18 protein-coding genes are annotated in these 19,271 nt (G+C 48.7%); 9 read left to right on the plus strand and 9 right to left on the minus strand.

All coding sequences use genetic code 11. The features are described from left to right. Positions 1 to 3 precede the first annotated feature (3 nt). The 7 genes from zorA to hsdR form a co-directional block, all read right to left on the minus strand. Positions 4 to 1,842 (minus strand): anti-phage ZorAB system protein ZorA, encoded by a 1,839-nt coding sequence (gene zorA, locus AELLOGFF_RS01350; protein ID WP_159266977.1) that lies wholly within the window; start codon positions 1,840 to 1,842, stop codon positions 4 to 6. Further along, positions 1,839 to 2,546 (minus strand): ASCH domain-containing protein, encoded by a 708-nt coding sequence (locus AELLOGFF_RS01355; protein ID WP_200842580.1) that lies wholly within the window; start codon positions 2,544 to 2,546, stop codon positions 1,839 to 1,841. The genes zorA and AELLOGFF_RS01355 overlap by 4 nt, the downstream gene beginning before the upstream one ends. Positions 2,547 to 2,637: 91 nt before the next feature. Continuing rightward, entirely contained in the window at positions 2,638 to 3,564 is a 927-nt protein-coding gene (locus tag AELLOGFF_RS01360) for a DUF5655 domain-containing protein (protein ID WP_159266978.1), read from the minus strand. Next, entirely contained in the window at positions 3,561 to 5,156 is a 1,596-nt protein-coding gene (locus tag AELLOGFF_RS01365) for a restriction endonuclease subunit S (RefSeq protein WP_159266979.1), read from the minus strand. The genes AELLOGFF_RS01360 and AELLOGFF_RS01365 overlap by 4 nt, the downstream gene beginning before the upstream one ends. Then, complete coding sequence (locus AELLOGFF_RS01370; protein ID WP_159266980.1) at positions 5,156 to 6,769, minus strand: N-6 DNA methylase; 1,614 nt, start codon at positions 6,767 to 6,769, stop codon at positions 5,156 to 5,158. Before AELLOGFF_RS01370 ends, AELLOGFF_RS01365 begins: the two co-directional genes overlap by 1 nt. A 2-nt stretch (positions 6,770 to 6,771) precedes the next feature. Further along, positions 6,772 to 7,929, minus strand: coding sequence for a Fic family protein (locus tag AELLOGFF_RS01375; RefSeq protein WP_159266981.1), 1,158 nt, complete (start codon positions 7,927 to 7,929; stop codon positions 6,772 to 6,774). A gap of 222 nt (positions 7,930 to 8,151) precedes the next feature. Beyond that, complete coding sequence (gene hsdR, locus AELLOGFF_RS01380; RefSeq protein WP_159266982.1) at positions 8,152 to 11,661, minus strand: type I restriction-modification system endonuclease; 3,510 nt, start codon at positions 11,659 to 11,661, stop codon at positions 8,152 to 8,154. A gap of 424 nt (positions 11,662 to 12,085) precedes the next feature. Between hsdR and AELLOGFF_RS18195 the strand changes: the two genes are divergently transcribed. The 5 genes from AELLOGFF_RS18195 (at position 12,086) to AELLOGFF_RS01405 (ending at position 14,189) form a co-directional block, all read left to right on the plus strand. Continuing rightward, positions 12,086 to 12,241, plus strand: a complete 156-nt coding sequence (locus AELLOGFF_RS18195; protein WP_419183915.1) for a BrnT family toxin — start codon at positions 12,086 to 12,088, stop codon at positions 12,239 to 12,241. Then, positions 12,231 to 12,464: a type II toxin-antitoxin system BrnA family antitoxin gene (gene brnA / locus AELLOGFF_RS01390; protein WP_159266983.1), complete on the plus strand. Its 234-nt coding sequence runs from the start codon at positions 12,231 to 12,233 to the stop codon at positions 12,462 to 12,464. Before AELLOGFF_RS18195 ends, brnA begins: the two co-directional genes overlap by 11 nt. A 27-nt stretch (positions 12,465 to 12,491) precedes the next feature. Next, the gene (locus tag AELLOGFF_RS01395) at positions 12,492 to 12,917 is read left to right on the plus strand and encodes a DUF4124 domain-containing protein (RefSeq protein ID WP_159266984.1); all 426 of its coding nucleotides are present in this window, start codon (positions 12,492 to 12,494) and stop codon (positions 12,915 to 12,917) included. Between the two features lie 670 nt (positions 12,918 to 13,587). Then, positions 13,588 to 13,863, plus strand: coding sequence for a type II toxin-antitoxin system Phd/YefM family antitoxin (locus tag AELLOGFF_RS01400; protein WP_159266985.1), 276 nt, complete (start codon positions 13,588 to 13,590; stop codon positions 13,861 to 13,863). Continuing rightward, positions 13,863 to 14,189 carry a type II toxin-antitoxin system RelE/ParE family toxin gene (locus AELLOGFF_RS01405; protein ID WP_159266986.1) on the plus strand — a complete coding sequence of 109 codons (327 nt, stop codon included), beginning with the start codon at positions 13,863 to 13,865 and terminating at the stop codon, positions 14,187 to 14,189. The genes AELLOGFF_RS01400 and AELLOGFF_RS01405 overlap by 1 nt, the downstream gene beginning before the upstream one ends. Before the next feature lie 968 nt (positions 14,190 to 15,157). On the opposite strand, the gene AELLOGFF_RS01410 is transcribed toward AELLOGFF_RS01405, so the two are convergent. Then, positions 15,158 to 16,135, minus strand: a complete 978-nt coding sequence (locus tag AELLOGFF_RS01410; protein WP_159266987.1) for a tyrosine-type recombinase/integrase — start codon at positions 16,133 to 16,135, stop codon at positions 15,158 to 15,160. 97 nt (positions 16,136 to 16,232) lie between these two features. After that, positions 16,233 to 16,535, minus strand: coding sequence for a helix-turn-helix transcriptional regulator (locus AELLOGFF_RS01415; protein ID WP_159266988.1), 303 nt, complete (start codon positions 16,533 to 16,535; stop codon positions 16,233 to 16,235). 114 nt (positions 16,536 to 16,649) lie between these two features. Between AELLOGFF_RS01415 and AELLOGFF_RS01420 the strand changes: the two genes are divergently transcribed. The 4 genes from AELLOGFF_RS01420 to AELLOGFF_RS01435 are packed head-to-tail and all read left to right on the plus strand — an operon-like array spanning position 16,650 to position 19,055. After that, positions 16,650 to 16,889: a hypothetical protein gene (locus AELLOGFF_RS01420; protein ID WP_159266989.1), complete on the plus strand. Its 240-nt coding sequence runs from the start codon at positions 16,650 to 16,652 to the stop codon at positions 16,887 to 16,889. A 3-nt stretch (positions 16,890 to 16,892) separates the two neighbouring features. Then, a complete protein-coding gene (locus tag AELLOGFF_RS01425; RefSeq protein WP_159266990.1) occupies positions 16,893 to 17,267 on the plus strand; it encodes a hypothetical protein in 375 nt (124 codons plus the stop codon). Then, positions 17,264 to 17,488, plus strand: a complete 225-nt coding sequence (locus AELLOGFF_RS01430) for a hypothetical protein (protein ID WP_159266991.1) — start codon at positions 17,264 to 17,266, stop codon at positions 17,486 to 17,488. The genes AELLOGFF_RS01425 and AELLOGFF_RS01430 overlap by 4 nt, the downstream gene beginning before the upstream one ends. 52 nt (positions 17,489 to 17,540) lie before the next feature. Then, positions 17,541 to 19,055, plus strand: a complete 1,515-nt coding sequence (locus tag AELLOGFF_RS01435; protein ID WP_159266992.1) for a rolling circle replication-associated protein — start codon at positions 17,541 to 17,543, stop codon at positions 19,053 to 19,055. The last annotated feature ends 216 nt before the right edge of the window (positions 19,056 to 19,271 follow it).

Raw genomic sequence — 19,271 nt, forward strand, 5'->3', positions numbered from 1 at the left:
CCTTCAAGCGTCTAGCTTGCTTTCCATTTCATCCACAATACTACTTAGAGTTTGTACTGCTCGAGTCATTTCTCCGGTATATTGCGCGGTTTGATTATTCCAATGGTTGAGTCGTTCTGTTGTCTGCGCTTGAACCTGAGATGAATATTCATTAAGTAGATGGCTAACTTGGCTTTCTAATTTATCGACGTGTTCGTGTAGGCTTGTTCCTAGCTCGTTAAAATGTTGGCCGACTGATTTTAGGCCTAAATCTGCGAACTCTGCTGTCCTCTGTAACTTATTGCTCACTTCCTCCACTGATAACAGCAACTTACTAATATTCTCTTGGACTTTTTGGCTCTCTTCAAAGGTTTTACGGTTTTCACTTGTTGTGCGCTCTAACGAGTCAGATAGATGCTCTACACCCTCTTTCATCGCCGAATTGGCTTCTTTTGTGTTTTGTGAAAGTACGCCTAATTGATTGGACGCCCCCTGAATTTCCCCTGAGATTGACTTCATTGAGTTTGTGGCAAGAGTGTGACTATCCATAAGCTGCTGAAACCTAGATAGGAGCGCGTCAATACTTGCAGAAATTTTAGAGTATTGAACATCATGTCCCTCAACGATTTGTCCTAACTTTTCACTCAGTGCTGATTGAGAATGATCAACTTTTCGTATTTGTTCGTTAATTAAAAGCTGGCGGTTATCGTCTTTCTCTTGTTGGACTTCAAGCTGGCTAGCTAGCTTGCTTTGCATATTCTCAAGTGCGGAATCGTTCTGCTTAGAAATATTGCCAACATGCTCATCCAGCTTGCCAAGGAAACCGTCCATGCCCTGAGTCATATTCTGGGCGGCATTGCCAAGTTGCTCAGTTGCCCCGTCAATCAACTTTTGATGCTGAGAGCCCATATCCCCCATTCCCGACATGTATTTGTCGAGCAGTGAACCAAGTGCTTTTTCTGATCCACTATTAGCATTGTTAACAAGCTGCTCTATAGCTGGGGCCAATACTTTATGTAGGCTGTCTTGTATGCCTTGCTGAATGGCCGCGGAGCTTTCGCGAACTGCCTCCTGGAGCCGGTTGCCAATTTTCTCATCTAACTCGGCTAGGCGCTCATTGCTTTGACGGCTGAACTCTTCGATATGAGACAGGCTTTGCTCAGCGGTAATACGGGGATAGAGATAATCAATCTTATTCTGAAAAGCAGATATGGCATTGCGGATATTGCGTTCAAATGACTTTTCTATGAAGTTAAATAAAACACTGAAAAAGATGCCCCATACAGAGGTCATAAAGGCAATCGACGCGCCACCTATCATGCCAAATATGCCCTTGGTTAATTCGCTCGAGCTGGCCGTTTCCGAGCTTGATACACCTAATTTATCTAACCCCATTTGCAACCCCGCAAAGGTTCCTATAACCCCAATCGCGGTTAAAAAGCCTGGTACGGCTGCAATAAGGCGATTCTCGGTAAGTCCTTTTGCTAGGGTATGCGTATTAAAGAAATGTGCAGCGTCAATAGTGTTACATAAACGATTGGACTTATTCACTTCTACAAGTGATTCATTGAATTCTTGCCAAAGTTGCCGGTAAGTTTTGTGTTCCTTCGCGCGGTTAGTAATATCTTGCCGTTGTGTTAAGAGCTCTTCTGCCTTTAAATCTTTGACTAGGCGACTGTAGAAACCAAGTTGTTTTCTTGCGCGGAAATAGCTGGTAATAGTCAGTACAAGAAAAATCAGAAAAATTGTGAATAGGGCGGCAACCAAAAAAGCACTGAAACCGTCGGGCGTCCTGAAATCACCCTGAGCAATTAATGCTAAGTCAGGTATAAGGCTGGATACATCTAATACTTGGTTGCTCATTGCTTAATTGCCTCTATTTCGTCCATGGTTTGCCATTCGCGCGCACTTACAATGCCCCAATTTCCGTTACTGTTGGGGCGTCGCCATTTGGCAGTTGGCATTTTTTGAAGGTATTTGAGTGCTTCGGAAAAACTGTTGAATCGAACTTCGTTACCTTTCTCGCCAACAGTGAACGTGCCAGATCGATTACAGGTCGGGGAAAAGAAAGAGCCATCTTTGGCAACAGGTACCATGGTACTGTGATTGGACGAGAAATGCTTCTTAGCGAGAGATGTAGAAGGCGGTATGTCTACCGGTGCATTTTTGATCTCTGCACCTAGCTGTATGGCTATGGCATGGGTGGCGTCGTCGTCGTCGAGATCAACCCACGTTACAGCCCCGTTCTTGTGTCGGTAATCTACTGGTTGCTTAAGCTTATTTGCTTGGCTTAGTTCCCACGCATAACGCCATTTATAGTCGGCTTGCTCATAAATGCTTGGCCCAACGTGGTGTTTATGAAAAAACTGGCCAATTTCGGCGTTACTGTATGGGCCAGACACACTATCTAGATGAGCAATGCCTTTTACTTGGCCGCTACCTTTTTGTATTAAGGCGAAAGGGCCGCGGTGAGTTGCTCTGGTTGAACGCATTTCCCAGGTTTTTTCACCGGTGAGTATTTTCTCGATCCATGGGCTGTCAATAATGAGTGCCTTCCTTACGATCACGGGCTTTCCTTATGTTGATTTTCTAGATCACTGGCAAAGCTGAGCTTATATGTTAGTTGTCGAATGCTCAAGAGGCATTATGAGTGAGCCTTTAACTTTCGTTATATGCCCGCTCGACTAGCGGTCTCGCTTTTTCCCAATCTTCAGCAGTGCGTACATTGATTTCTAGATTGCCAGTACCCCAGTGACCGATGTTGGTAACATCGCGGCTAAATTCGTTTTCTTCTCCAAGCTCGCCGGGGAGTTTTAGGTATATCTGCAGGCGGGCATCTTTGCCGGATTGCATCAAAATGGTGACGAAGTTACGTATGCGTTTAAAGGCGGTGTAGAGCTTTAATTCGGTTTGCTGTACTTCGTCGCCGAGTTGGTCGATGTAGTGGCAGACGGTTTGATAGAGTGCGAGTAATTCCGGCGGAGCTTCGCTTAGTCGTTCTTGCTGGGTTTTGTCTCTGCTACTTGTTTTGGGGGTTGGTGTTAAAATGGTTTTTTGTGGCGTAGCGGTTGGGTGTTGAGCAGTTTGCGCATTGATGAGCTCTAGTAAGAGCAGTTCGTCGCCAAAGTAGCGGTAGCGCATGAGTTCTACGTTGCGGTTAATCTGTTGTACGGCGTGTTCGTCGTAGCGGTTAAAGTCAGAGGCGATGCAGATGAGTCGCGTGCCGTTCCATTCAATATTGGCGGCCTCTTTTTTGCCGATTTTTTCCATGACCAACCATTTAAATTCGGCTTGGTGGTCTAGCAGCCAGTCTAGGTAGAACAGGCCTTGGTTTATTACGTTCTCGTTGCTGTGGCGTTTGTATTCCACAATAACGGGACAGTTGTTTTCGTCTAGGCCCAGTGAGTCGATGCGGCCTTTATGAGTTTTGCCGGTGCTGTATTCTGATGCCAAGTAGCGCACGCCCAGCAGCACATCCATGTTTTTTTCAATATGCTCTTGCAGGTGTTTTTCTAGCTTGGCGACTTTGCCCGGCAGCTCTACGGCGGCTTGCCCTGATAATTGAAAGAGTTTGATGTCGCTCATGCCTTGGTCTTCCTTGTGGCGGGTTTCTTTGTTCGGGTTTTTTTCGTGGTGGCCGCAGCCCGCTCGGCTTTAATGCGCTCAAGTAAAGCCTCGGCGGAGTTTTCGCCGCTGATCAGTTCGGGGTTTTCCTCACGCCACTGCGCGGTGAGTTCGCCCCTGAACGCTTTGGCGAGGATGGACTGGGTGAGTTGATTAACGCGGGCTTGGGCGTTTTTGACCTGTTGTTCGATTTGGTCAGCGTAGGCGAAGAGCTGGTCTACGCGGCGGACTATTTCGGTTTGTTCTGCTAGAGGGGCTAATGGGAATACTAGTGCTTCAACATCGGCCACCCTTAAATGTTTTACTCCAGTGCCAATGGCTTGTTTTAACATTCGTTCCTGAAATTGCACCGATTGTATATTTAGGAGTGTGTACTCTGGGTTTACGAATTTGGGCATAGGCCGTAAAAGCATCATTCTTTGGCCCATACATAGGGTTACGCCCTTGGGGACGATGCCAGCCTCACCCATTGGAGCCTCTCTAGTGAAAATAATATCGCCTTGTTCAGGGGGGCACCTTCTTGACCAGTATTCATAAGTTTTTTGAGAAATGTATCTCGCGCCGTCGAGGGAAATTTTTCCATCTCGGATGTCTGGTGTCCTTATTAAAGGAATTCCATCATTTTCATATGGCGCGGTCTTATTGTGACAATCAACTACTCTTTCCATAGCTTGCATGAAAGTAGTCCATTCCCAGTTGGTGGGTAGGGTTTCGTCTGGAAGCTTCGGTGAGTGAGATTTTATTTTCTTTAAAAGCCTAGCTGTCTCTTTATTACCTTGCGAAATTTCTTGTTCTAAAACTTCCCTTCGTTCGGCATCTAATTTTTTTATAAGCTCCTTCGTAGTGAAAGAATGCTTGTTGTCGCGCCACTCCTCCGTCAATTTCCCGCTCACGGCTGCGGCGAGCACGGATTGGCGGAAGCGTTTCAGGATGGCGGGGATGGCGTCGAGGCGGGTTTTTAGGGTGTCGACCTGCGCCAGTAATTCGTCGAGTTTGTCGGCGATGACTTTTTGTTCGGCTAGGGGAGGGAGTGTGGCTGTTATTTCTTTCAAAAACTGACCTGATACGGCTTTAAATGTCGTGCCCGTGCCTTGTTGACTCAACCAAGGTTCGAGTGCGCGAAAGTAATGTAGGAGAAATTTAGGATCCGTTAAACTAGGGGTTGCTTTTATAGCCGCTAATCCTCGTCCAATAGCAGTCTTTTGATTAGCGAGATTGGTTGGGCCGACCGGAGCTCTTATTGATAATAAGATGTCGCCTGATTCGGCAATTTTTTTGGGGGCTGTGCAGTATTTCTTTGGGGTTGGATAGAGCTTTCCAAATTCAGCTTTTCCTTGGAAAAATACAATGCCAGTTCCATTGGTATTTACATCAGAACTAGATGGAGATTGCCCCATGTTTAGTATAGCAATATCGGTTAGTTTGGCACTTGTCCAACAATTGGGTATCTCTAGATTCCCGCTTTCGCGGGAATGACGCTTGGCTTCAGGCGTAATAGCGGCATAATTTGCTGTTACTTCCGCGACCTTATCTTGGGAATTGGTATTGCTCATTAAACTGTCTCACTCCCAACACCCAGTACATCTTGCAATAATTGCTTCTGGCTATCGGCCTCATCCCCCGCCCCTAGCGTTCGCATTAAGCCATCAATTTCTCTTAATGCCTCGGTAAGTTCCGACATGGCTTCTGCGGCCAATATTTCCGGTTCTGGCAGGTTGGCGGCGTCTACGCTGTCCGCGTCTTTCAACCAGCTGATGTCGAGAGAGTCGCCTTTGCTGTCGCGTATCCAGTCGCGGGTGAAGATCCGCCAGCGGCTTTTGGCTAGGTCGCTATTTTCTGCGCCCTCAGCAACGTCGGCTTCTTTAGCGTTAAAGCTCCACTCACCTTCATTGCGCTTTGAGCTGCCATCAGATTTTTTGCCGTAAACCTTTTCAAAGGGCTTTAAGTGTTCTTCGGTAAAGGGTGTGCGTTTGCCAAAGCTGGGCATATTGGTTCGTAGGTCGTAGACCCAGACGTTTTCGGTGCAGTGTTCGTCTTGGAGTTTATCTTTGGGGTGGCCTTTGGTGAAGAACAAAACATTGGTCTTTACGCCTTGGGCGTAAAAGATGCCGGTGGGCAGGCGCAGTATGGTGTGCAGATTGCACTTGTTCATTAGGTCGCGGCGGACTTCGGTGCCCACGCCCGCTTCAAACAAAACGTTGTCTGGTAAGACCACGGCGGCCCGGCCACCGGGTTTGAGGTTGCGGTAAATATGCTGCAAAAAGGCCAGTTGTTTGTTGCTGGTTTTGTAGGTGAGGTCGTCGCGGGTGATGCTGGCCTCGCCGCCTTTAGAGGAACCAAAGGGCGGGTTGGCGAGAATAATATCGGCCTTGGCTAAGTTGGCGCCGACCATGCCCAAGCTATTACCGAGGTGAACGACGCCTTCGTCGTCGCCCTCCATGCCGTGCAGAAGGCAGTTCATTAAGGCCATGCGGCGGGTGCTGGGCACCAGTTCTACACCGAGAAAGGCCTTGTTACGCTGAAAGTTTTGCGCTTTGGCGTCGAGGTTAAAGAGTTCGTCGGTGTGGTCTTTTATATAGCGGTCGGCGGCAATCAGGAAACCGGCGGTGCCGGCGGCGGGGTCTTGTATTACCTCACCGGCTTGGGGCTGAATACAGCGCACCATGCTGTTAATAAGCGGGCGCGGAGTAAAGTATTGGCCGGCGCCAGATTTGGTTTCGGTGGAGTTCTTTTGCAGCAGACCTTCGTAAAGATCGCCCAAGCCGTCTTGTTGGGCGCTATACCAGTCGATTTGGTCTAGCGATCTTATTAGTTGTTCTAAATGGCGGGGTTCGCGCAAACGGGTTTGGGCGTCGGCGTAAATGGCGGAGATGAGCTGGTTTTCATGCACTTGATTGCCGGCATCGTCTTTGCCGCTAGACAGCGATAACAGCACCCGCTTGTAGCTGTCCATTAGATTGATGCCAGACTTGGTGTTGAGGTCGGTCCAGCGGCAGCCTTCGGGCAGGGTGTGTTTTTTGAGAATGCCGGACTCGGTGTTTTCGTGCACCATTTTCATAAACAGCAGCATCACCAGCTCGGTGACGTAGTCGCTGTAGTTAATGCCGTCGTCTTTTAAAACGTCGCAGAGGTTCCAGAGTTTTTGAACGATGTCGTTTTGGGTCATTGTTATTCCTGATTCAAAATATCGATGTAAGCGCTGTAGGCAAATACGCGGTTGCGCTTTTGGCCGGTAAGTTCGCGCACTAGCGCGCAGTCTGCTTGCGCCATGCGGTCCATGACCTTGCCGACGGTGGCGGGGGTGAGCTGGCTGCCTTGCACAAGGGTATTGATGTTGGCAATAGGGTGTTCAAACAAAACGTCTAGTACCTGTTGTGCCGAGGGTGCTATACGGCCTAGGGTCAAAAGTTGCTCGCGATGTTGCTGACGCATTTCGCTAAGTTGCTGCGCCGTGGCGACCGCTTGGCTGGCGGTGTCAGCAACGGCATCGACAAAAAACAGTAGCCAGCTTTCCCAATCGCCGGTTAAGCGCACTTGCTGGAGGCGGTCGTAGTAGGTTTGACGGTGTTTTTTGAAAAACACAGAAAGATACAGCAGGGGTTGGCTGAGTACGCCGCTGGAGACCAATATGAGCGGTATGAGCAACCGCCCCAGGCGGCCGTTGCCGTCTAAAAAGGGGTGAATGGTTTCAAATTGAACGTGGGCCAGCGCCGCTTTGATCAGTGGGTCTGTTGCGTCTGGTACATCGTTAATAAAGCGTTCTAGATCGGCCCAGCAATGTGCAAGCTCATTGGCGGGCGCGGGCACAAACGTGGCTTCGTCGGCGCGGTGGCCACCAATCCACACTTGATTGTTACGGAATGCGCCGGGTTGTTTGTTAATGCCTCTGCCGGAGGTCATCAAAGATTGGTGGAGCTCCATGAGTAGCCGAAAGGCGATGGGGTGGCCTTCATCAATGCGCTGCATACCTAATGACAGGGCGTTGACATAGCAGGACACTTCTTGCACGTCATCCATTGGCACGCCGGGCATTCCGTCCATCTCATAGATCATTAAGTCGCTCAGCGAGGACTGGGTGCCCTCGATCTGTGACGACATAACGGCCTCTTTGCGAACATAGCTATATAAAAACAGCTGGGCGTCGGGTAACAGAATGCTGATGGCGTCGAGTCGGCCAAGGGCGAGCATGGCCTGATTAATCCGTGTTTGTAGCTTGCCGCTAATGTTTAATTCGGGCCGTGGTGGTAGCGGGGCGGGAACAAACGCCTTGCAGTTTACGCCACCTGCGACGCTCGCTACGTAATGCCCTGTAAGACCTCTATCCATTGTGGTGTCCGTAAAATAAGCGGGTTTTTATTTTAACTTAAGGCTAAACGTAAAATAAAGGGTGGCGTTATTTTATCTTGTCGATAGTATCGACATGACAAGAAAACGTGTTCAAAAAAGTTAAAATAATCGACATGTTTTTGTGTTATGTATAAAAAACGGCTAAAAATAGACACGTTTTGAAAATATGTATAAATAAACGGGTTTTGTATACATATAGGGCTAAGAGGCTTCCCACAGTTCGTCATTAATGGCCTCTAGCACGCTGTCGAGCTGGTTGTTGAGTATTTTGTCGAGCTGNTTGGCGCCACCCTGAAACGCGGGGAGTTGGTTGATGGTGTCGCGGTTGATGATGATTTCGTGGGTGAGTTGTTTGCCCAGGCGCTCTAGCCATTTACGCTGTGGGGCGGTCCAGCTTTGTTGGCCTAGAATGGTGTTCACGGCCTGTTGTACGCGTTGCTCAAAGGGGATCATGGCTTCGCCTATGGCGGCGCGGCGAATATGGCCAATGATGCTGGCGGCAATGTCTTGGTTGGTTTGTTGGCGCCACGCTGATTGCAGGCTGGCTTCGGTGTAGCCCTTGCTGTCGAGCAGCAGGCGAATGTCTTTAAGTTGCTGGCGAGTGAGGTCGCGGGGCTTATTGACCACGGCGCTGAGGGCGGCTGATTCGTTCATTTGCTGGCGAACAAATTGATTGAAGCTGTCTAGGTAGTCTTGGGGTTTGTCGTATTGGCCGTAGTTTTGTTCGCGCACCAGCAGCTCGTCTTCGTGCTCAGAAATAATCGGTAGCCGCTCGCTGCCCATAATGGCTTTGACTTGAGCGAGTTGGTCGATAAAGCCGCTGTGTTGGTGCAAAAATGCGGCGGCTTGGGTGGGGCCGAGGGTGTGCAAGTGTTGGTGGAGCTTGGCGGGCTCTACGCCCCAGCTGTATTGCAGTTCGTTTAATTTTTCACGGACTTGCGGATTGTTCTCGGCTCTATTCTCTGCCTTGCGTAGCACTTGCATGACTTTTTGGCCGAGCTGACTCAATACGGTGTCGGCGTGGCTGGTGTCGTGGGCTTCGCCGGGTGCGTTTAGGCTTTGCTCTAGTTTGGCGGGGTTGGTGAGTTCGTCGCAAAGTTGTTCTAGGGTGATATTGGGGTTCTTCACCAGTGGCTTCATGGTGGAGACATCTTCTAGTGCGGCGTATATACCTACCGGGTCGTAAATACGAAACACGGTTTTGCCAATCTCGTCGCAGCGGCGGGTGGCGCGGCCGACCATTTGCTCGTACAAGATACGTGAGCGCACGCGACGCAAAAAGACGATGTGGGCGATTTTGGGTACGTCGATGCCGGTGGTAAGTAGGTCTACGGTAATGGCGATATTGGGGTAGCGCTCGTTTTTGTAGCGGCGTATTAGCTGGCTGACTTTATCACTTTGGCCGGTAATTTTGGCAACGGCGGCCTCGGGGTAGTCGCCGTTGTAAATGTCGACAAAGGCTTCGTCGAGCAGGCGTTTTACCATGTCGGCGTGAAGGTCGGTGGCGCAGAAAATCAGAGTCTTTTCATCACCGAAGGGATCTAGCTCATGGACGAGTTGCTGGCAAATAACCCGGTTGAAATTCTCATTGATAACGCGGCGGTTGAAGGACTCTACTTCAAAGCCGAGGTCGTCTTCTAACTCTGAGGCTTCAACTTCGCCGGTGGCGGTATTAATGGCGTGGATGGTGTCGCCTTTATCAAACTTGATACCGTTTTGGCTGAGCAAGGTTTCATAGCGTATGGGTGGCTCGTGATCAATTAGCCAGTCGTCGGCTACTGCTTCGCGGTAAGAGTAGGTGTAGACCGGTTTGCCAAAAATGTCGCTGGTGTGTTTGGCGGGGGTGGCGGTGAGGCCGACTTTAATGGCATCAAAATAGTCTAGTACGCGGCGGTAGCTGGACAGGTATTGGCGGGTATCGCGCAGGGCCATTTCGCCATCGGTCATTTCTTGGTCGAGGGTGTAGCCCCGATGCGCTTCGTCGATGATGATGCAATCAAACTGATCTACCGGCGGTGGATTGTCGCTGCTAAAAATCCGTTTCACCATGGCTTGCACGGTGGCGACTTGGATGCGGGTTTCGGCTTCGGCGGCCATATCGCCCAGTTCTTTGATATTGTAAATTTTGCTGAGTGGCTGGTTTTGTTCCAATGGCGCTTCATTGAAGGCGTCTATAGCTTGTTGGCCTAGTGCGCTGCGGTCTACCAAAAACAAAATACGCTTAAAGCGCTCGGCTTTGAGAAAGCGGTACATGAGGCTAATGATGGTGCGGGTTTTACCGGTACCGGTGGCCATGGCGAGCAGGCATTCGCGTTGTTCGTGCTCTAGCGCTGACTCCACTTCAACGATGGCTTTCTCTTGGTAGTCGCGCAGGCGTAAATAGCCGAAGCCTTCATTTTGTAGCTCTTGTTCGGCTTTGTGTTTGTCGCGGGCGAGAAGGTCTAACAAGCCTGCGGGACTGTGAAAGCTTTGCAGGGCGCGGCTGAGATTGCTGGTTTCTCTCACATCCCGAAACCATGTGCCGGACTGTTCGGCCAGTTGCTTGATGAAGTCGCGGCCATTGCAGGAGTAAACAAAGGGAATTTGGTAGTGGCCGGTGTTTTCATCGGGCCAGGCAATGGTGCGACCTGCAAGTTGCCACGCGGGAATAATATTGGCATTGGGCGTAAAGCCTTTTGCGTAGCGCTCGGCTTGGGGGATCATACCTGCCACATTTTTGTTTTCGCGCTTGGCTTCCACCACGGCAATGGGGGTGAGTCCGGCGAATAAAATATAGTCTGCGGGGCCGGTGACGGTGGGCCATTCGGCAATGGCTTTGTTTTTGCCTTTTTCTGGACGCGTGCCGGATTTATAGCTGAGTTCTTGGCTGTCGGTTTCCCAGCCGGCATCAATGAGTAACAGGTCAATGACAACGCGGGTGAGTTCTTCGTCCATGACCAGGGTTTTACTGGCGGACTGGGTTTTGTTTTGTACTGCTTGGCGTTGGTTCTCTATGGGTGAGGGGTTGTCGGCAAGCTGTTGTTTTAGCTCAGCGATTTGCGCTTCGAACTGTGATCTTTGAGTTGAAAGCGCCTGCTCGGCATCTTCCGCTTGTTGCCTGAACTGCTGGGCCTCTTGATCCATTAATTCGGCGAGCTGCTGGTACTCTACTTTTTCTTGTTCAAGTAGATCGTCACGCTGCTGGTCAATGTTTTGTTGGTCTGCCTGCGCGCTGTGTTCGGCATTGAGCTGGTCGATTTGTGTTTGCAGGTCTCGCAGTTTTTGACTTGGATCTGGTGGTGGCAAGAAAGGACCAGCCTTAAAGGCGGTTTCTTGTTTGCCAAAGGCTCTGTGGTACCAAACGGCGAGCTCTTTACCCACTTTTAGGCCTTGTATGGCCTCTTTATGCTGGGTTTGAAATTGGTGCGTGGCTTTATTGCCTTCAATGCGTAGAACATGAAAAAGTTTGCGAACATCTGGGTCTAGGTTGATGGCGGGGCAGAGCCGATAAAGTAAGTCTGCTTGGCTGGTGCTGGCGTCAAAGTCCACGCCCGCGCGTAAGGCAACATCCTGTGCTAAGGCTTCACCGAGTTGCCGCAGTTTGATGAGCGTGGTGTTAGGGTCGCTGAAAAACGCATTCTCGGCGGTTGTTGCTAGCTGGATCAATATAGGATCGTGTTCACTTAAGAACGCGAAGTTGCCGCTATTATGGTTTTGTTTGCCCGGCGCCATTGTTCCCTCAATGTCATATTGTGCTCTGTATCCGTGACCTTCCGTTTTGTAGGAAGAGCTTTACTCGCCTTAATGTAACGCACCGGCTATGGAAACAGCAAAAGCTTTAAGTCTGAAAAGTAGATTGTGATTTAACAGGCAATGAACGGTGACTTTTATTGCTCCGGCTTAAAGTACATTAAACGTTAATTGGTGAGGGGGTTTAGTCTAATCAATTTTATGAGTACAGCGTCTGTAGAGCATATCTAATCCTTTGACCTTATTTGGCAACTTCGAGGTGCCATTTCGTAAAAGTGGGTACTATTTGTCGGTTGAGTAATAAAGGTATAATTTATATACCATGATAGAGTTTAATCAAGATAAACGTCTCGCTAATTTGGCAAGGCATGGAATCGATTTTGTGCAGCGATTTTAATTTACTTGTGTGGCTGCTCGCTCAGATGATGGATCGCGTTTTGTGGTCGTAGGTAAAATACAAGGTAAGTACTGGTCGGCAGTTATTACCTATCGTGATTCGCGGGTCCGGATTATTTCTGTGCGACGATCACGGCAGGCGGGGGTGGCACTATATGAAGGCTAACAGCTTTGACAAAAAATTTGATGACAACGAGACAGATATTTTAGATGATCTCGATTTGTCTACGGCGAAACGTACTAATCAGGCGTCACGTCGCGTGAATGTGGATTTTCCAGAGTGGATGATTAATTCTTTGGATATGGAGGCGGCCCGTTTAGGCGTGACTCGCCAATCTATTATCAAGGTTTGGTTGGCTGAGCGGTTGGACAATTCTTCACAACCGTAATGCTATCTAAGTTATCAAGGAAGAAATATGCGGTTTATCAGCTTGCTACTTGTTCTGGTGGTTGGCGGTTTCACTTCGGCGTTATCTGCAGAGGTCTATCAGTGGACCGATGCAGATGGCCGTGTTCAATACTCTGACGTAAAACCGCCAGATGGAACACCCTATAAATCTCGTACCGAATTCGATTTACCCTATGTTCATACGGCTGAGCCTGTTAAACCACAGAAATACAGCCAACCTAAAAAAGTTAAATCGAGTGGGCCTCAAGCAACACTAATAAAACGGGCTGGGATTGGGCGCTCTCGAGATGATACTTACCCATGTAAAGGTTATCTGGAAACTTTAGAGAGAATTCAAGAAGCAATGCGTAAAGGTTATAACGTGCGTGAGAGTAATTATTACCATAAGCGAAAGCGTGATATCTCAGAGCGCTACTACAAAGATTGCCGGTAACTTTCAATTTTTAAAGATCAAGGCCGGTGCAGTGACCAGCCTTTGCAATCGACCAAAAATAGGTCTTCTGATATCAGGGTATTGCTACCAAATTCATAGCGATCTACTCGATACCCTAAATTGTGGAAGTCCAAGTCTGATCTGACGCATCTTCTTAAAAAAGAGAGCGTTACCCGTTTTGAAACAGGTGTCATTCATTAGTACAAAAAGTGGTAAAAAATCGGAGTGTTTCGGCATCTGATCAATCGCATTGAGAGGTATTTTGGCATTTAGATAAATACCAATTTTTTCACTATCTCATAGTGTATTTCGTCGGGCTCTAAAAGCGTCGAAGATAAAGTTACCTAGAGGGCAAGCTGTTTGATCGTATGTGCCAAGTAGCGGCTAGTTTGGATACTTTTCCCAGAATTATAAGAAAGGCTTCATTGGCTGATAGCGAGGCAAGTACTGCAAAATGTTGATAGCTTTGGCGAGAGCCTGTAGTCAAAATATGGTCAGCGAGGCGTGTTATTTGTTTTTAATGTAAAAAAAACCAACAAAGTCGATCTGTTGGAGTTTTTTGGTGGCAATTATCAATATGAAAAGTCGTTCGAGGGAAAGTATCAAAGGACCTTTTAAATTGACTGACGACCTGTTTTCGGACTATATTTAGTCCTAATGAGAGGTACTTATGAAATTATCAGACCAAATTAAACCTATTAGCTATTTGAAGGCTCATGCTGCAGAAGTCGTACGTAACCTGTCGACTCAAATGGAGCCCTTGGTGATCACTCAAAACGGTGAGGCTAAGGCTGTAATGCAGGACATCAAAAGCTATGAGCAAACACAAGAGACTATGGCGCTGCTTAAGATGTTGGCACTGGGTCAGCGTCAGATCGACGAAGGGAAAGTTCAGCCTGCGGGTGATGTTGTTGCCAAACTTCGTAGCCGGAGCAAGAATCGCTAATGAGTTATCAGGTATCTCTCACTGACGATGCTGCTTTCGATCTTGAAAATTTATACGACTATATCGAATCTCATGATGCGCCCGAAAAAGCTGATTACGTTCTCGACAAAATCGAGGAGGCGTTTTCAAGCCTAGCCAATAATCCAGAGCGCGGAACTTACCCAAATGAATTGCTCGCTGTCGGCCTGCGAGAGTATCGCGAGCTCTATTTCAAGCCCTACCGTATTATTTATCGAATTATTGGTAAGCATGTTTATGTGATGGTGATCGCTGATGGCCGCCGCGATATGCAATCTCTTCTTCTGCGTCGTTTGCTTCAAGCGTAAATTATTGCCATATATGATCTTCGTGGCGTAGACAACTCATCTCAGCTCCAGATTAAACGCTGTGCAATCTAACTCCCATTCGTCCTTAGAAAAAGATAATAGCGATCCTTTTGAATCTGTGAACGTCCAATTTATGGCTTGCGCAGAATTTATCGGGGTTCAGGTCAGTAAAAGGTGGGGGTGGTCGATACCACCTATGAGGATAGAGGGTAGCCCGGTAGTCATATACGGTAGGCTGGTTTTCGTTCGCTTCTTAATGACTTCTGTCGTGGTTGTGCATCGGCTGGACCGGTTCACCAGAAGCTTGGCTGCTGACAAGGGACTTCATGCCCGTTAGCTTACGTTGTTAAGGGTGATCGTTTGGTGGTTGATCAAGTGGATTCGACAATAGTGCAGGAAATTTCACTAGATACACCAGCAATGAATCGATCAATGCGATTCTTAATGATTTGTATGTGAGAGATGTGAAGACTAAGCGTTGGCGTACTTGAACCGGAAAGCTTAAAACTAGTAAGGCTTTTAATCGCAATGCGATTTATACGCTGTTGAAGAATCGAGTCTATTAGGGAGAGATTTTTTGCGGTGGCGCATGGCAAGAAGGTGCGCACGAGCCGTTTATTGATCGTGGCCAATGGAGCGAAGCTTCTGGGCTTTTAGATACCCGCAGTTGTCGAGGCGAAAGCCGAGTATCATCCGATGAGGGCTGTATGTGCCCCCACTTGTTACCGGGTTTCAATAGATGCCCCCAGAACCGTATAGACCATTCAGGCACAAAAAACCCCAGATTTACTGGGGTTCTAGGCCTTCCGTGGTATCTCTCGGAAGTTATTTTGGTGGAGCCGGCGGGAATTGAACCCTAATGCCGCATCTTATAAATCAAGCACTTACAACAAAATCAAACACTTACAATTCACAACAGGCATCGTAAAGCATGCTAAAGCGTGTCTATTGTGGTCAATTTGTGGACGCTATGCGGCGGGTGTTGTCAGGGGGTTTAGCTTTACGGCTTCGGCTAGGTGACTCGGTGACAGGTGAGCATAGCGCATGGTCATTGTAATACTGGCGTGTCCTAAAATTCGTTGAAGGCTGATGATATCGCCGCCATTCATCATAAAGTGTGATGCGAAGGTGTGACGCAATACGTGGGCAGCTTGGCCCTTGGGTAGTTCTATTGTGGTTCGTGCCAGTGCACGTCTAAACGATGTTAGCGAGCTGCTGAAAAGCTGGCCTTTACCATGTGCGATTATTTCCCGTTCTAGTTCAGCCGATATCGGAACCGATCTATTACGCTTTGATTTTGTATCAGTGAACGTCAGTTTTCCGCTTTGCAGTTGTCGGCGGTGTAGGCTTTCGGCTTCGCCCCAACGGCACCCAGTAGAAAGACAGATTTTTGTGATTAATAAAACGTGCTTGTTATCGGACTTGGCGCGTATAGAGTCGAGCAATTCCGTTATTTGTTGGCCGGTCAAAAACGCAAGTTCATTTTCAGATAGCTTTATGGGTTTAACTGCAGCTAATGGGTTTGGATAGTCGATATGATTCAGCCGGTGCAGCTCATTAAAAACAGAGTTTAGGTAGCCTAGTTCGTTATTGTGGGTTTTTGGCTGGGCCTCTTTTTTTGCCCTATAGCGTAAATAATGATCGGGCTTTATTTGGCTTGCGATGGGGTTATTCATAGCCGAGGTGATCAGGTTCAAAATACTTAGGCGGCGAACCCCATCCGTTAAGTGGTTGCCATGGTGATCAAACCAAAGTTGGCAGAGTTCAGAGAGTCGGCGGGTGTCGGCAGGCGTCGGGTTCCATTCGCCTTTGTCGGCTTGGGCCTTGGTGAAGGCTTTAAAGCGCAGGGCTTCGGCTTTAGTCTCAAAGGTTCGGCGCACTCGTCTGCCGTCGCGCCCGTCTGGTCGCATGTCTACTAGCCAGCCTTTTTCGGTTTTTTTTGGCATGTGCACTCTCATTTGCCAGACTAAAAATTACATGTATATTCATACAGTATGAAAAACAAAAAAGCGCTGCTCCTGCTGTGGAGCCATCAAACAGACCTTAATCGCCTTCTGGCGGTTCGACGTATTCAGGCAAGCTCTTTAGAAATTCGAGGGCGTCCAGTGCTTGAGCCTCGGTTATCTGGTCAAACATCAACCAAATTGCATATTTTACAAGGCGAGGGTGAGAGCTGATTTTATTAAGAAAGTCGACACTGGTGGACTTATTGCGGCCATTTTCGATCTTGGCTAGTGTCGATTGAGGAACGTCGACAAGGTCGCAAAGTTCTTGTTGGCTAAGCCCTTCCGCTTTCCGCAATAGTTTTAACTTATCGCGAAGCGTCATTTCGATAGAAAAATTCAATTGAAACTCCATTGACGTTAAGTCCAATTGCACTTAATCTTTGCTTCATTAAGTGCAATTGTACTTGTTAGGCAATTTAAAGCATATCTAAGCAAGCCAACGGAGAATCCTATCATGGCGTCAGAAAATTTACCTCCCATGCTTCCAGTAAAAGAGCTGGCGCGACAGTGGGGAATGTCAGAGGCGGCAGTTTCAAACATGGTGGATTCTGGCGTTTTGCCAACGATGAATTTCACCGAAGCCGGCAAGCGCGGTAAGCGTTATGTGAATATGGTTTACCTCCAGCGCATGGCTGAGAAGCAAGCCGACGAAATAGAATCCTATAGTGCGCGCAAAAGCGTTAACGGGGGCTGAACCATGTACGAGCCACTAAGAGCCAGCTACAAAGACCAAGACCGCACCACGGCAGCTATTTTCAAAAATCACGAGCAAACCAATTTTAAAACCAAAGACCAGATTGACAGGGCGCGGGTGTCGCCGTTGCCTTTGTCGCCGCACCACTTCGTTTGCTGCTTAACCTGTGCAGGAAAGGATCAGTCACGCGGTACGGGGTTTATCCGGTGCCAGCGTCGATACATTCGCGGCGATGGTGAAGTGATTTGTGAAGGCGGCGTGTTCTTGCCGTGTCCAGATTGTAACGGCCACGGGATTTTATTAACCGCGCTGGGGCAGGAATGCCAGCGTCAATCTCAAGAAGACGCTAAGCGTCCAATGTTGCGGAGGGCTTCGTGATGGTCAATGTTACTGCTAGAACTAATGGCGAGAAAATAGAGGTTAGATATTCGCGCATAAGTACGCATCCAAACCCAGAAATAAAGGGGCCGGTAGCTTATTTAGATTTGGATATAGGTGATCTGAGTTTGTCTATTGCTTTTAGTACAGCGCAGGAAATGATTGAGTTTTGCGAGGCGCATAATTTCCCGTATGAAGATGATAGGGAGGTGGCGGCGTGATGGCCTCGCCGCAATTATTGCCGGTTTACCCTAAGCCGAAAAAGGCGCGCCAATGAGGTCGCCTTTACTAGATTTATCAACAATCCCACCTTATGCCGGTTCTACGAATCCGGCTTTTTTGTTTCCCGATTATATGACGCTGGCAGAGGTGCAAGCCGATGCGCGGGAGCCGTTGAGCGAAGCGAAACGGCATAGGCTAGTCAAGGGTTCCAAATGTCCGACAGCGACCAAACCGGCTAATTTCGGCGCTTTGAGCGGTGGGCCGCGTGGTTTTGTCGAGGTTGACGGGATCAGCGTCAAGCAAGTGAAAGGTGGCCAGTGGGCCGGTCATACGTTTGACGATGTGAAGGCGACACCAGAGGGCCAGATTGCCGCGTATACCGTGATTCAGTTTAGAGATTGGTCAGACGAATACCGTATTTCAACCAGAGTCGAGACAACGGCAGGCACTAAGCCCCCCGAACAGTGCGGGCCGCGTATCAGCGAGAACCTAACACCAAGGGCGGCGCGTAAGGTTGCGGAGTCGTGCAGCTATGTCGCATTGAAAAAGGGCGGCTACCGGACGTTTTTCACGTTGACCTTTGACACCGAGAGCCGCGCAGCAATCGCAGCCGGTGAAACCAGCATTCAAAAAGAAGTATCGCGGTTTATGGATGGCCTGCAAAAAATGTGGCGGCGCGGTTGGGTGGCAGAGTTTGACGTTAATGGCCGCAAAATGTTTTGCGCTGATCGCGATGGATTCCCACAGGGCGAACCGGCACAAAAGCGCGATTTGTTGTATGTGTGGGTGGCCGAGGCACCCGATAACGACAAGGGCGAAATAAATCCACACGTTCACGTATTAATAAATTGGCGCGTTAAATATGCCCTATTTCCCGCGTGGGCAAAGCGTATCGAGTCATTGTGGGGCCAAGGTGTGGCGCATATCGAAAAAATCAAAGACAGCGAGGCGGCAGCGTCGTACATGATGAAAGCGGCGGGTTATCTGTGCAAAGCGCAGGGCAAAAACGATCAAGGCACAATCCGAGGTAATCGGTACGGGATCAGCGCAGCGGCCAGGGCGCCAGACTGGGCGACACTGGCAGAAAAACAGCTACACATAATGGGGCGGCTAATTGCAGACGTTCACGACCACCTAACCGTTAAATATGGCGAGCTTTACAACAAGCGCAGGGCATTAAAGCAGCGCATGGACGAAGCGCCGAAAGGCACCAAAAAACGCTATTCACTGGGCCATAGATTGCAGCGGGTACGGCAGCGGATCGCAGAACTGCCGATAGTGGCGAGCAAGTATCAAGTATTACTTAAGGGAAAAGACGCATTCCGCGATTTTATGGCGTGGGCGCGTGCTGGGCATCATTGGCCAGAGGCGGCGGTTGCTTGGTTGCCAGAAAAGCCAATGGGCGAGCAATACCGCGACGGTGAACGGCCAGATACGCAATGGTTCGCAGAATTTAAGCGTCAGCACTATTGGCGCAGGGCTTTGCGGCGCATTCCGGTTCTGTCTGATTTGGAATTTAGGCAAGCCGCTAACGATTATGAGTTTTACGCGATGGTTAGCGCGTAGCACTTGGACTTGTGTCAATAACTGTACGGGTTTCGATATGAGCAAAATTTGCAAAGGGTGTTTAAAGCAGTTGGGGCGGGTGAGAACAAATCGAATATTTTGCAGTGATGCATGTCGCCAGCGGGTGTACCGGCACCGTGCTAAATGGGGTTCGGTTTGCCGATCGGCAGCAGGTGCCAGTTTTGAAATCGTTACGGATGTCGATAAATTTTAAGA

It is taken from the genome of Zhongshania aliphaticivorans, assembly GCF_902705875.1.
Lineage (GTDB): Bacteria > Pseudomonadota > Gammaproteobacteria > Pseudomonadales > Spongiibacteraceae > Spongiibacter > Spongiibacter aliphaticivorans_A.

What these genes read in the sequence shown, in the direction of transcription:
- zorA (WP_159266977.1), bottom strand. Translation starts at nt 1,842, where the DNA reads ATGAGCAACCAAGTATTAGATGTATCCAGCCTTATACCTGACTTAGCA.
- AELLOGFF_RS01360 (WP_159266978.1), bottom strand. Translation starts at nt 3,564, where the DNA reads ATGAGCGACATCAAACTCTTTCAATTATCAGGGCAAGCCGCCGTAGAG.
- AELLOGFF_RS01365 (WP_159266979.1), bottom strand. Translation starts at nt 5,156, where the DNA reads ATGAGCAATACCAATTCCCAAGATAAGGTCGCGGAAGTAACAGCAAAT.
- AELLOGFF_RS01370 (WP_159266980.1), bottom strand. Translation starts at nt 6,769, where the DNA reads ATGACCCAAAACGACATCGTTCAAAAACTCTGGAACCTCTGCGACGTT.
- AELLOGFF_RS01375 (WP_159266981.1), bottom strand. Translation starts at nt 7,929, where the DNA reads ATGGATAGAGGTCTTACAGGGCATTACGTAGCGAGCGTCGCAGGTGGC.
- brnA (WP_159266983.1), top strand. Translation starts at nt 12,231, where the DNA reads ATGAAGGCTAACAGCTTTGACAAAAAATTTGATGACAACGAGACAGAT.
- AELLOGFF_RS01395 (WP_159266984.1), top strand. Translation starts at nt 12,492, where the DNA reads ATGCGGTTTATCAGCTTGCTACTTGTTCTGGTGGTTGGCGGTTTCACT.
- AELLOGFF_RS01400 (WP_159266985.1), top strand. Translation starts at nt 13,588, where the DNA reads ATGAAATTATCAGACCAAATTAAACCTATTAGCTATTTGAAGGCTCAT.
- AELLOGFF_RS01405 (WP_159266986.1), top strand. Translation starts at nt 13,863, where the DNA reads ATGAGTTATCAGGTATCTCTCACTGACGATGCTGCTTTCGATCTTGAA.
- AELLOGFF_RS01410 (WP_159266987.1), bottom strand. Translation starts at nt 16,135, where the DNA reads ATGCCAAAAAAAACCGAAAAAGGCTGGCTAGTAGACATGCGACCAGAC.
- AELLOGFF_RS01420 (WP_159266989.1), top strand. Translation starts at nt 16,650, where the DNA reads ATGGCGTCAGAAAATTTACCTCCCATGCTTCCAGTAAAAGAGCTGGCG.
- AELLOGFF_RS01425 (WP_159266990.1), top strand. Translation starts at nt 16,893, where the DNA reads ATGTACGAGCCACTAAGAGCCAGCTACAAAGACCAAGACCGCACCACG.
- AELLOGFF_RS01435 (WP_159266992.1), top strand. Translation starts at nt 17,541, where the DNA reads ATGAGGTCGCCTTTACTAGATTTATCAACAATCCCACCTTATGCCGGT.